13 protein-coding genes are annotated in these 13172 nt (G+C 37.0%); 4 read left to right on the top strand and 9 right to left on the bottom strand.

The genetic code is table 11. The annotated features are described in order from the left end of the window. Positions 1–153: 153 nt before the first annotated feature. The gene (locus G7Y57_RS02270) at positions 154–519 is read left to right on the top strand and encodes a winged helix-turn-helix transcriptional regulator (protein ID WP_165020547.1); all 366 of its coding nucleotides are present in this window, start codon (positions 154–156) and stop codon (positions 517–519) included. Between the two features lie 17 nt (positions 520–536). Here G7Y57_RS02270 and G7Y57_RS02265 read toward each other — a convergent pair whose 3' ends face one another. Next, the gene (locus tag G7Y57_RS02265; protein ID WP_165020546.1) at positions 537–2039 is read right to left on the bottom strand and encodes a helicase HerA-like domain-containing protein; all 1503 of its coding nucleotides are present in this window, start codon (positions 2037–2039) and stop codon (positions 537–539) included. Positions 2040–2191: 152 nt separating this feature from the next. Here G7Y57_RS02265 and G7Y57_RS02260 point away from each other — a divergent pair, with 152 nt between their 5' ends. Next, positions 2192–3511 (top strand): phospholipid carrier-dependent glycosyltransferase, encoded by a 1320-nt coding sequence (locus G7Y57_RS02260; protein ID WP_165020545.1) that lies wholly within the window; start codon positions 2192–2194, stop codon positions 3509–3511. Positions 3512–3533: 22 nt separating this feature from the next. On the opposite strand, the gene dnaA is transcribed toward G7Y57_RS02260, so the two are convergent. From dnaA to G7Y57_RS02220, 8 genes are all read right to left on the bottom strand, one after another. Next, positions 3534–4934, bottom strand: coding sequence for a chromosomal replication initiator protein DnaA (gene dnaA, locus G7Y57_RS02255; protein ID WP_165020544.1), 1401 nt, complete (start codon positions 4932–4934; stop codon positions 3534–3536). Between the two features lie 321 nt (positions 4935–5255). Continuing rightward, complete coding sequence (locus G7Y57_RS02250) at positions 5256–6143, bottom strand: MlaD family protein (protein WP_165020543.1); 888 nt, start codon at positions 6141–6143, stop codon at positions 5256–5258. 30 nt (positions 6144–6173) lie between these two features. Continuing rightward, positions 6174–7352, bottom strand: coding sequence for an N-acetylmuramoyl-L-alanine amidase (locus G7Y57_RS02245; RefSeq protein ID WP_165020542.1), 1179 nt, complete (start codon positions 7350–7352; stop codon positions 6174–6176). A gap of 35 nt (positions 7353–7387) precedes the next feature. Next, positions 7388–8392 carry a 2-hydroxyacid dehydrogenase gene (locus tag G7Y57_RS02240; protein WP_165020541.1) on the bottom strand — a complete coding sequence of 335 codons (1005 nt, stop codon included), beginning with the start codon at positions 8390–8392 and terminating at the stop codon, positions 7388–7390. A 171-nt stretch (positions 8393–8563) separates the two neighbouring features. Beyond that, entirely contained in the window at positions 8564–10093 is a 1530-nt protein-coding gene (rny, locus tag G7Y57_RS02235) for a ribonuclease Y (RefSeq protein ID WP_165020540.1), read from the bottom strand. A 144-nt stretch (positions 10094–10237) separates the two neighbouring features. Next, positions 10238–10537 carry a cell division protein ZapA gene (locus G7Y57_RS02230; RefSeq protein WP_165020539.1) on the bottom strand — a complete coding sequence of 100 codons (300 nt, stop codon included), beginning with the start codon at positions 10535–10537 and terminating at the stop codon, positions 10238–10240. 13 nt (positions 10538–10550) lie between these two features. Continuing rightward, positions 10551–10847, bottom strand: a complete 297-nt coding sequence (locus tag G7Y57_RS02225) for a hypothetical protein (RefSeq protein WP_165020538.1) — start codon at positions 10845–10847, stop codon at positions 10551–10553. Between the two features lie 156 nt (positions 10848–11003). Further along, the gene (locus tag G7Y57_RS02220) at positions 11004–11201 is read right to left on the bottom strand and encodes a winged helix-turn-helix domain-containing protein (RefSeq protein WP_165020537.1); all 198 of its coding nucleotides are present in this window, start codon (positions 11199–11201) and stop codon (positions 11004–11006) included. A 303-nt stretch (positions 11202–11504) separates the two neighbouring features. Here G7Y57_RS02220 and G7Y57_RS02215 point away from each other — a divergent pair, with 303 nt between their 5' ends. Together G7Y57_RS02215 and G7Y57_RS02210 are read left to right on the top strand one after the other, a co-directional pair. Beyond that, entirely contained in the window at positions 11505–12056 is a 552-nt protein-coding gene (locus tag G7Y57_RS02215) for an RNA polymerase sigma factor (protein ID WP_165020536.1), read from the top strand. Further along, the gene (locus tag G7Y57_RS02210) at positions 12053–13171 is read left to right on the top strand and encodes an energy transducer TonB (RefSeq protein ID WP_165020535.1); all 1119 of its coding nucleotides are present in this window, start codon (positions 12053–12055) and stop codon (positions 13169–13171) included. Before G7Y57_RS02215 ends, G7Y57_RS02210 begins: the two co-directional genes overlap by 4 nt. The last annotated feature ends 1 nt before the right edge of the window (position 13172 follow it).

Raw genomic sequence — 13172 nt, 5'->3', positions numbered from 1 at the left:
TATTTGATTATGATAGTTACTTTATGTAACTTTGTTCCTTTATGGATGCAAAGATACAATAGTTTGTTTCTGAAAACAAGAACGCATCATGCGAGAACAAACGAACAGACAGGTAACTATTGTTGATAATGAGAACAATAAAAATTAAAATAAATGGAAAATATTTCAAAATATCAATTCTGCCCCATACGGGATGTATTGTCTCACTTGAGCGACAAATGGTCGTTGCTGGTAGTTATCGTATTAAGCCGAAACGGAACAATGAGATTCAACGAAATACAAAAAGATATAGAAGATATTTCCCAACGTATGCTTACAGTCACATTGCGCTCTCTGGAAGCCGACGGATTGATAAACCGCAAGATATATGCCGAAGTTCCTCCCCGTGTGGAATATGAGCTTACGCCTTTGGGCGCTACGCTCTTAAATCCGCTAAGGGGACTCGTAGAATGGGCACAAGAAAACACCCTGACTATACATGAAAACAGAAAGAAATATACCGAAAATAAATCGTTATAAGAACTAACTGATACCAGTTATCTCTTTTTTGCCCCTTTAAACAGCGCATTTACTACCTGCCGAGCCACAGGTACAAGAACAGCAGTAGCCAAAGTTCCCCAGAAGCGTTTCTTTTGAGTTGCTTCCTGCCGCTCTATTTTGTCTTGAGCCTTCTGCACTTTTTCCTGTTCTTTTTGAGCCTTTTCATCTATTTTTGCCTGTGCTGCCTGATCTCTTTCAGCCTGAACACCTGCCAGTTGTTCTTTTAATATTTCGTAGGCAGAATTACGATCTTGCGTTTCGGCATAATGCCTGTAAAGTAATGAACCTTGAGTCATCTGTGTACGGACTGCCACATCCAAAGGCCCTATCTGGCCTTGTGGCGGTAAGATAAATACACGTTCCACAGGTTGGGGTGTACCCTTTTCATCCAAGAAAGAAACTAAGGCTTCACCTGTACCCAATTCGGAAATAGCTGTCTCGGTATTAAAAGCCGGATTGGCTCGAAATGTCTGCGCAGCAACTTTCAAGGCTTTTTGATCTTTAGGAGTATATGCCCTCAAAGCATGCTGAACCCGATTGCCTAATTGCCCTAGAACAGCATCCGGAATATCGGACGGTGTTTGAGATATGAAATAAACTCCGACACCTTTGGAACGGATCAGACGAACAACCTGTTCTATTTTATCAGTCAAGACTTTCGGTGCTTCGTTAAATAATAAATGTGCTTCGTCAAAGAAAAAAACCAATTTCGGTTTGTCGACATCCCCTACTTCGGGTAAGACATCGAAAAGCTTGGTCATCAACCAGAGTAAAAAAGTAGAATATACCTTGGGCGAGTTCATCAACCTATCCGAAGCCAGTATATTGATAATGCCCTTTTCACCTTCGGTCTGTATCAGGTCGTCTATGTTGAGATTGGGTTCTCCAAAAAACTGGTCTACACCATCATGCTCCAATGTAATCAGCCCACGCTGAATAGCTCCGACACTGGCAGCAGATATATTACCATAGTTAGTGGTGAACTTATTCGCATCATTACCCACATATTCGAGTATTTTCTGTAAGTCTTTCAGGTCTATAAGCTCCCATTCTTTATCTTTTGCTATTTTGAATATAATAGTAAGCACCGCCGACTGGGTATCGTTCAGCATCAACAAACGACTCAACAACAATGGCCCCATATCTGCGATCGTTGCACGCACAGGAACTCCCTGTTCGCCAAACACATCCCAAAATTGTACAGGGAAAGATTGAAATTTAAATCCTTTTTCGGCCAAATGATAAGATTCGACACGTTGCTTAACACTATCCTTATTACCTCCCACTCCGGCAACACCCGACAGGTCGCCTTTCACATCGGCTGCAAAAACAGGAACACCCATCTGGCTGAAAGTTTCGGCAAGTGTCTGTAAAGTGACGGTTTTACCTGTACCTGTTGCACCTGTTATCAATCCATGACGATTCGCCATTTTAGATACTAAACATATTTCTGATGTGTCTGAGATAGCAACAAAAGCCCTCTTATCATTATCAAGCATTTAAATTGTATTTATGTTATTATCAATCTGTTCTAATTATATAAACAATTAAGAACAAAAAAGTTCTCAAAAGATTTACCGAAAACAAGCATTTTCTGAATTCGTATTGAATAAGAAAGTGAGAAACCTTATCTTTAGCAAAAAATAACCGAGTGAAAAATATAGATCGAATCCGTCTTTGGGCAATAGATAATCCGGTTAAAACAATCGTTATTATAGCTGCTTGCATTCGCATACTGGTAACTATTTTATATCAACATATAACTATTTATCCAGATAGTGAAGATTATATTGCTCTCGCAAATCGATTACTCAATTTCGATCTAAACGGATATGGAGGAGAACGTTCGCCCGGCTATCCATTACTATTAAGCCTTGCTCATAATTCGTTTGTAATTACAAGTATATTCCAATCGGTTATTGGCATTATCACGCTAGTGTTGACTTATAAAACATTGCTGTTGGCCGGTATAAAAAAAGAATTTTCTTTGACCATTACATTACTTGTAGCATGCTATCTGCCCATCTTATTTTTTGAATTCGCTATTCTTAGCGAAACGCTCACTCTATTCGTTATTACAATTACTTTTTATCTATTTTTCAAAATTATATTAGAAAAAAGAAGCAGGGTGAATGATTACGCATTGCTCGGTTTATCTTGCGGATACTTGGTACTGATAAAACCATTCTATATCTTCATTCCTGTCCTGATAGTAATATTCTTGCTCTGTTCCAATTTATTGATACAAAGGAAATTTGCTGCATACATATCTATCCTCATTCTGCCTGCCTTTATATTCTTAGGATGGTCGTACATAAACAAAGTCAATACAGGCTATTTTACATCTACGACTTTCTACGGATTCAACCTAGCACAGAATTGTGTGAGTTTTGCAGAATACACATCGGATGAATACGCCGAGATAGGGCACATATACGCCCGATACAGGGGTATTAACACAGCAATGGATAAAGATATAGCGATGAGCATTTGGGAGGCTTACCCCGAACTTAAAGAAGAAACAGGATTGTCATTCCCCGATTTATCAAAGAAACTTTATGATTATAGCTTAACTACAATTTCGATGAATCCGATAGGCTATGTAAAGCAAATAGGAATATCATGGTTAGATTTCTGGAAAACTTCATTATATTACGAATATGATCATATAAAAGTTTCCTCTACCGCCCCAATGATTAAATATGTCTCGCTTGCTGAAAGGCTTATATTTCAAGTGATAAAGATCCTGTTTGTCATGCTTATTCCATACAATATTTCCCGTTATTTCAGAAGAAAAGATCTGACTCCGCAATTTACGATTTCAGTAGTTGTTCTGACTGCATCACTACTGCAAGCCCTTATTACTTATGGTACGAACTCTAGGTTCAGTTTTCCATTCGAATTACTTATTCTTATTTCTGTGGTTCTGAATATAAAACAATACAGGATGTACCTAAAAGAAAAAAGTTGAAAACTTTCGTTTCCAACTTTTCTTAATTCTTTAATTTCTTCTCTATCTCGACAATCTCTTCTCTGAAAACTTTGTCTACCTCCATTTGTTCCCGCACCATTTTGCAGGCATGTAACACCGTCGCATGGTTTTTCTTTCCAACCAACGAACCTATCTGTGCTAACGACATTTCGGTATATGTCTTCGACAAATACATTGTCACCTGACGAGCTTGTACAATCTGGCGTTTACGAGATGCAGAGTGTATAAGTTCACTCTTTATATTATAATATTCGCAAACAATGGCTTCGATAGCACTTATCGTAATCTTCTTGCTTTCTATTTTCTTTATAGCCTGCCCTATTACACGTTTAGCTAATGCCAAATCGATATCCTTGTTGTAAACAAGGGAGTGAGCCATGATAGAAACTATAATTCCTTCGAGATCACGTACATTATTAGTTACATTCTCTGCGATATAGTCTACAACATCTTCAGGGATAGATAATCCATCGTGAAGAATCTTATTTTGAAGAATCTTTAGTCGAAGGGCTTTATCGGGATGATCGACCTTAGTGGTCAGTCCCCATCTGAAACGGGTTAGCAAACGTTCTTCAACTCCATGCAATTCTGATGGAGCTTTATCCGAAGTAAGGATAAGTTGCTTATTATTCTGATGCAGGTGATTGAATATATGAAACAGAGTATTTTGTGTTTTTTCGATTCCGGCAAGTTCATGAATATCGTCGATAATCAGAACATCTATGCCTTGGTAGAAATTGATAAAATCATTGGTTGTATTGTAACGTCCGGCATCGGCATATTGCACCTTGAATAAATGAGCCGAGACATACAATACACGCTTCTCCGGGAACATTTCTTTTATCTGTGTACCGATAGCATGACAAAGATGGGTTTTACCCACTCCCGATGCTCCGTGTACAAATAAAGGATTGAAAGCCGTTTTTCCCGGGTTCTTAGTAATAGCATCTCCCGCAGTACGAGCTAACTTATTACTTTCTCCTTCGAAAAAGTTATCGAACGTATATTTCGTATTCAACTGCGATTCGAAATCGTCTGCTACAACTTTTTGAAATGGGTTAGGGATTTTATTTGCATTCTTAAGGACGATTTTATCTACCGCCATCGATTTTGCATCCCCTCTATAGTCTACAACCGTATTAGTTGTATTTTCCATCAAGATACGATACTGAAGAATTGTATCCTGACCAATCTCTCTGTGCAAAGTCACCTTCAACAGATCAACAAACTTATCCTCTAAATATTCGTAAAAGAATTGGCTGGGTACCTGAATTGTGAACACCTTATTTTCATAAGAAAGTGGCACAATAGGTAAGAACCAAGTTTTAAACGCTGCTTCAGGAACGTTATCCCGAATTACGTCCAAGCAATTCTTCCACAAATGTTGAGTACTGTTATTCATTAATCTTTAAATATTGAAAATTCTTAGCTAAATCTTAGCCGTTTGGTTATGTAAAATTCAGAAATAAAATCTATATAAAAAAGTCATCTTTAATTAGGATTTCCAGCAAAAGAAATATCTGATTTAGTTTCAGCAACTTAGAGTGTTTTATTCAAATCAGCCCTACATAAAAATACAAAAGCCTAATAATCAAACAAATAAATTCAGAAAAGTATTTGTTCAACCTTTTAATAATTATTCACAACCATTCAAAAGTGCTTAAGGCTATACCTTTTAAAAAAAGACACTTTTTGTATTATTTAGATCAGTTCTAAATAATCATCAAAATACTTTAATATTAATATAGCGTTGTGGATTTTCTTTGACATCTTTAAGTAACAAAGATGCATTGCCAATTGTCGAGTTTATACTATCGTATAATTCGCGGTCGTTAAGCAATAATCCTAATGAATTATCCTTCGCCGTAACTTTAGTCGATAGATAATGAATATTTTTCATAGTAGAGTCTACCGAATTAAAAGTAGACACAAAATCCATTTGATTAAACTGCTTTGTCGTTTTAGCCAAATCGCTCGACATTGCATTCAGATTACCGGTAATAACCGGAACATCCTTATTCAAACTAACAGCCATAGCATTAAACTGCTTAGAGGTCTTAGCAAGGTCTTCGGTTATTTGGTTCACGTTAGTCAAAGACTGAGCTAAAGCGGGATTATTTACAAGCGCTTGTATTCCCAAAAGTATAGAATCTATTTTAGGCAGCAACAATTCAACCTGAGGGAGCATACCACCCGCAGCATCCATCAAACCTTTTTTACGAACACCAACAATTGTATCAGAGGATGAAATATATGCTTTTGTATATGGATTCATTTCAAGAGCAATGCTGGCACTACCCAGTACAGACACATCTAAAGAGAATTTACTGCCCGTAGGTATTTTCAATCCCTTATCCATATTAAGATATGTAATAACACGGCTCGGGTTGTTTGGATCCAGCTCCATCGAATAAACCAGCCCAACTTGAAAACCATTGAGAGTTACCGGCGTCGATTGAGTAAGCCCTTCGACATTATCGAAAACCAGAATAAACGAATTCGACGGTTTAAATATATTGATTCCTTTCAGAAAATTAATCCCATAATACAATATAAAAATAGCTATTATAAAAGCTAAACCAATTTTAACCTCTTTCGAAATTTTGTCCATAATCTATAATTCTTAATTCCTAATTTGTTTCTATTTTAAGCGCTCTCCGTTTCTAAATTTAATGACAAAGGCATCTTTAAATTTAGTTCTGACCTGTCGTTGCAATTTTAAGACCTCATTATAATCGGTAGTTGCCCCATACGTATATTTATACGAAGACCCATCACGATAATAATCCACAGGCGATAAACCTTTCAATACCTTAGCATCACTAGCAAGTTTGGTCGGCGATACATAAAATTGAACTCTATATTCAATTTCGTTATTTTTATTTGTTGCCGTTTTAGTTTGAGTATTATTTTTTGTCGAAGATGAAGTATTAGCATTGCTTTCTCTTGCAGAAGCTACTACTATAGGAGATTCTTCTACGATATCAATTTCATCAACCACTATTACATCATCGTCATTATCATTCGACGAAGTAATTTTCTGATTACCCTGCATCTTATCGAAATTCCTCTTATACTTCTTAAAACCCGAATAAATTGCAGTAGCCATATTTTTTTGACCCACTGACGAAGCTAAATATCGGGACTCTTCAATATTATTAATAAAACCAAGTTCGATAAGTACACTTGGTGTACTTGTTTTTCTCAACACTAGAAAGCCTGCTTGTCGCACACCGCGATCATTACGCTTTGCGACATTTTTAAAGTCGGACTGAACAAACGAAGCAAATTGTAAACTTTGCTCCATGTATTTATTAGTCATAAACTCAAATATGATATTCGATTCGGGAGAATTAGGATCGAATCCTTCATATTTAGTAGTATAATCATCCTCTAATAATATCACCGAGTTTTCACGCTTGGCAACCTCTAAGTTTTCTTCGCTACGCGCCAAACCCAGAATATAAGTATCGGCCCCGGATGCTGAAGTGGTTTTTGCAGCTGTCGAATTTGTATGGATAGATATAAAAAGATTAGCCTTTGCTTTATTCGCAATTTCTGCTCTTCGATCCAAGTCTACAAATACATCACTCTTTCGGGTGTAAACAACCTTTACATCTTTGTAATTTTTCTCTATTAATTGACCAAGAGCCAAAGCAACTCCTAAATTTATACTCTTCTCTTTATAGCTTGCACGCACAGCGCCACCATCTTTACCTCCATGTCCGGCGTCGATTACGACAACAAACTTATTGTCTGCTGCAGAAACTAGCCCGCAGAATGTCAGTAAACAAATAAATAGTGATAAAATAATCTTCATGCTTCTATATAAAAAGTAGTTTCAGCAGTTTTCCTTTAGGCCTTATAAGCAACTTCGTTCTTCAATTCCTTTCCTTCAAAGAAATCTTTAATATTATCCATTGTGGTATGCGCAATATTAGACATTGCCTCATCCGTAAAGAATGCCTGATGCGAAGTCAATATAACATTGTTAAATGATAACAAACGTGCCAGCACCTCATCCGTCATAATACTATCTGAATAGTCTTCGTAAAAATATGCACCTTCTTCTTCATAAACATCCAAACCTGCATAGCCTATTTTTCGGCTTACCAGCCCATCTATCAAATGTTTCGTATTTATAAGCTTCCCTCTACCGGTATTGATAATCATTACGCCGTCTTTCATTTTCGAGATCGACTCATCACAAATCAGATATTCCGTTTCTTTAGTCAGAGGGCAATGTAAAGTTATAACATCCGAATTGGTATAGAGTTCGTCAAGAGTCACATATTTTATATTCTCGCGTTCTGCAAATGCATTATCAGGGTATAAATCATAAGCAAGGACTTTCATTCCCAGTCCCTTCAATACACCCACCACAGTCTTACCAATCTTTCCTGTACCAATAACACCTACAGTTTTTCCGTTCATATCGAATCCCTGAAATCCATTCAGAGAGAAGTTTCCATCACGTGTTCTCAGGAATGCACGATGTACTTTTCTATTTAAGCAAAGCATCAGTGCTAATGTGTGTTCGGCAATAGCATGCGGAGAATATTCTGGAACCCGAACAACCTTAATGCGGCCTGCCGCAGCAGCAATATCTACATTATTAAACCCGGCGCATCTTAATGCAATAAGTTTTACACCATAAGCACATAACCTATCCACTACTTTGGCATCAACTACTGCGTTCACAAATATGCAAACAGCGTCGTATCCGCTGGCCAGAATTACGTTGTGTATATCTAAGTGTTCTTTGTAAAATGTCAATTCAAACCCATACTCTTCATTCACTTTGGTGAACATCGCCTGATCGTAAGGCTTCGCGTCAAAAACTGCTATTTTGTATGCCATAATCTTAATTTATTCGGTGAAATATGAATGATTATAAAGTTTTAGGTTATTGCAAAAGTAATCAAAATAACCTTTATACTCAAAACTATTATTCTGTTTTTAATTCTTATAAAAACAAAGAGGTTTCCATCGTGGAAACCTCTTTATATCTTTTATTATATTTTGCTCTACTTATTTAGCATAGCTTACCGAACGGGTTTCACGGATAACCGTAATTTTAACCTGACCCGGATAAGTCATTTCATCCTGAATACGTTTTGCAATATCTGTCGATAATTTTTCTGTTTCGATATCATCTACTTTATCAGCTCCGACAATAACTCTCAATTCGCGTCCTGCCTGAATTGCGTATGTCTTCAAAACACCCGGATACGAAAGAGCCAATTGCTCCAGATCATTCAATCGCTTGATATAAGCCTCCACAATTTCACGACGAGCCCCCGGACGAGCACCGGATATAGCATCACATACTTGCACAATAGGAGCAAGAAGCGTTGTCATCTCTACTTCGTCATGATGGGCGCCAATAGCATTACATACATCAGGTTTTTCTTTGTATTTCTCTGCCAGTTTCATACCTAATAAAGCATGAGGTAATTCTGGCTCATCATCAGGCACTTTACCTATATCATGCAATAGACCCGCGCGTTTTGCTTTCTTCACGTTCAACCCTAACTCTGCAGCCATAATAGCACAAAGATTAGCCGTTTCACGAGCATGTTGCAACAGATTTTGTCCGTAAGACGAACGATATTTCATTTTACCGACAAGACGGATCAACTCAGGATGCAAACCATGTATACCTAAATCGATGGTAGTACGTTTTCCTGTTTCGATAATTTCTTCTTCGATTTGTTTCTTCACCTTAGACACAACCTCTTCGATACGGGCAGGATGGATACGACCATCTGCAACCAGTTGATGAAGAGCCAAACGGGCGATCTCGCGCCTTACAGGATCAAATCCTGAAAGCACAATTGCCTCAGGGGTATCATCTACTACTATCTCGATACCTGTAGCAGCTTCGAGCGCACGGATATTTCTACCCTCACGACCGATGATACGACCCTTTATTTCGTCAGATTCTATATGGAATACTGTAATTGCATTTTCGATAGCAGTTTCCGTAGCCACACGTTGGATAGATTGAACGACAATCTTTTTAGCTTCTTTATTCGCTGTCATTTTAGCCTCTTCCATTATATCGTTGATATAAGATTGGGCATGTGTTTGAGCTTCATCTTTCAAAGCCTCAACCAACTTCTCTTTCACCTCGTCAGCTGACAATCCAGACAATGCTTCCAATCGTTCAACTTCCTGTTTGTGAAGCTTATCTAGATCCAGTTTTCTTTTCTCTACAACCTCCAGTTGTGTTTCCAAGTTTGCCTTAATCGTGTCAGCTTCGTTCTTTTTACGCTGAAGCTCTTCTTGTCTTTGATTAAGACTTAGTTCTTTTTGCTTAATTTTGTTTTCGGCAACTTGTAATCTCGAATTACGGCTGTTTACTTGTTTTTCGAACTCCGACTTCATATGCAAAGCCTGTTCTTTAACCTCCAACAGCTTATTTTTCTTAATCACCTCGGCTTCTTGTTCAGCTTCCTTTACCTGACGCTTAAACTTCGAATTTGCCATAAAATTCAAAGTCAGCCAGGTCAGTATTGCACCGACAAGAAAGGCTATAACAATAAATAATATATTCATAATTTTATACTTTTATTTATAAATCAATAGTTTCTAATTTGGTTTTTCATTTTCACTCAATAAAAAAACACCAACTGAAGCATAGGAATCAAGTCCTTTACTTACAATCAGTGCCATATAGCTGCCCAATATCCGGATTTATTCTTACAGATTCCTGAGATAACTATCCAATTCAAGTGTCAACTCTTTCAGTTTAGCTTCAAACAGCTCTACACGCATTTGATGCTCTGTTTTCTCTGTTACAGCCTGTATCGCTGTCATTGCCATATAATCGGCGCTACGCAAAGGTTGCGACGATTGGCCTGTAAAATAATTCTTATATTGACCTAGTTTATAATCTATTTCATCTGCAGCTCTCCGATACATTTCTTCTTCTTTCCTCTTTACTTTGAGAGGATACCTCATATCAGCTACTCGTAGATTAATTATTAAATGCTCGTCCATAATTCAACATTATTTAGCTTTTCAATATGGCGATGCACTTATCTACATCTCGCACTAATTTCGATAATCGTTTTTTAGCTATTTGCATTTCATCACTATCGGGTGACGAAAACGATTTTGCAAACTTCAGATTATCATATTTTATTTTTAGTTGTTCTGCTTCTTTCGTCAAAGATTCAATTGCTATATCCTTCTGTGCAATCTCATGCTTAAGACGAATATTTTCCGACTTAAGAGAATCACAGAAAAACATAAGCTGCCTCATTCTTAATTCAAATTCAGCTAAGAGCTTTTCATCTTTTTCTGCCATAACACAACTAAATGTAACACAAAAATAAAAATTGCTCACAAATATACAAAATATTACTCTTCTAAATTCATGCTTAAGCGCAAGAATATAGATAATAATACAAAAAAGGCAGTTGCTAATACTGCAAACTGCCTTTTTCCTATGTTATTCTCTCAATTAAAGCAATACTACTTCAATATCGTCCTTCAACTCATTGAAAGCAATCTTACCTTCTCTTGCCAACCAACCCAAAGCTGCGTACATATCTTTTTCTGTTAGTTTACTAGCTTTTTTTATGTCTTTCAACGTTTTTTTACCTCCGGCATCTAAATGTGTCCAGATTACACCGGCATTTGTTCCTATCTTCTCCTTCATAACAAATTTGTTTAGAAATATGTGGTCATATATACCATTAACTAGTTCAAAAATACACAATTATTAAAACTTAAACAAACTTCATCCATACTTTTTTACTATTGTGGTTAAATTGTAATCAAAATTTAACATTATCAATCATTTTAACTATATTATAACAACACAATCTGGATATCTACGGACAAATTGTCAAAGCCACTCACTTAGTATCATTACAGAAAACAATTTGCATATTACATAAAATCATGTAGATTTGTGCTAAAAAGAAATTTATTGCGATTTTTCAGCTCACATAAAAATAAAATGCAGGAATATAGCGACGAAGAACTACTCGCTAATTTCAAACAAACGGGTAAGGCTGAGTATTTCCAACAGCTTTACGAACGTTATATTCCTCTTATATATGGTCTATGCCTCAAGTATCTGCAGCAGCCGGAAGGGTCGCAGGATGCTGTTATAGACATATATGAAAACCTGTCGACAAGAATTGCAGGATATGAAATCAAGATATTCAAAAATTGGCTATATAGCGTTGTCACAAATCATTGTTTCCACATACTGAGAGAAAACAAAAAAGAAATTATCGTTAATTTTGATTCGCAGCTTATGGAATCCGATGACACTTTGGATCTATTTAGCGAAGATATAGATAATGATAAAGAGACTGCACTGAATCAATGTTTAGAAAAACTCCCCGAACCTCAGCGTATATCGGTGTCCAAATTTTTCTATGAGGATAAATCATATGTCGATATTGTTGATGAAACGGGATTTAATCTGAAAAGTGTAAAAAGCTATATTCAAAATGGAAAGCGGAATCTGAAAATCTGTATAGAAAAGAATCTGAAGGTATGAGTTTATTAGACTACATAAAAGGACAAAGAAGAGGTAAAGATGCTAATCGAATTGAAAAAGATGCGATGAAGGATTCTTTTTTGTCCGAAGCCATCGAAGGATTTGACAGTATAGACGATGATCATCTCGCCCGAATTAATAAAATACAAAATCTGATCGGTGCAAGATCGAGCAGGATGGGGCAGCGTCGCTCTATCTGGCAAAGTGCTGCCGCAAGTATTGTGCTTTTGCTAGGAATTGGGGGTTATTTTCTTGTAAATGGACACAAAAGTGATCTTCATGCACAGGAAGCTAATTATGCGGGACTCATAGAAATATATGTACCTGAACAATTCTATGTGGAAAACATAGCAATAATTGCTCAAACAAATACTGTACTGGTAAGAAAATACAAGCCTAATATAAATCGTTTTACAGTTGACGAAGATATAGATTCGAATGTATCTCAATCCGAACTTGAAATGCTGGCCGGAACTTTACTTGCAGAGAATAACCCTATTGATATATACGTACCGAGCGAGAATAATAAAGAATACAAAAATGCAATCCGACAATCGGCAAACGAGCCTGAACCCCTCCTTGCCCAAAATAGTCCGATGGCTGCCATAGCGGCTGATATAGATGAAAGTATTACTGTCGGACAAATTGCGATGGACAGTAGCGATAATCTTCTTGCTGAAATGGTAGTAACAGAAGCACCCGCTGCCGGATATGCAAGCAGTTCGGTTTCTAAAGAAATAAGAAAAGAAGAGGAAGAACATTTTGTTAAAAAGGGTAATAGCAATAAATTGGCCTCCAGAATGAAGAATATTCAGGCAGACCAAGCAGTTCCGACTGTGGCCGCCAGCGCTCCAATCCCTCAACCGATAATTGGTTATGAGAAATACGATGCTTATTTAATATCTTCTTTAGTAAGACCTACCGACGAAGCATGTAAGGATGTGAAAGGCGAAGTCGTTGTAGAATTCTCTATTGACGAAAAAGGGCAGCCTTATCAATTAAATATAAAACAAAGCTTGTGCCAAACCTGCGATAAAGAAGCTATCCGCTTAATTTTATCCGGATCTAAATGGACTGTGGCTTCGCAACGAGTAACAGTAAAAATTAAGTTTTAAG

This window comes from Dysgonomonas sp. ZJ279 (assembly GCF_011039205.1).
GTDB lineage: Bacteria > Bacteroidota > Bacteroidia > Bacteroidales > Dysgonomonadaceae > Dysgonomonas.
The sequence above is the reverse complement of the archived record's forward strand: the minus strand, read 5'-3'. Positions and strand labels throughout refer to the sequence as shown.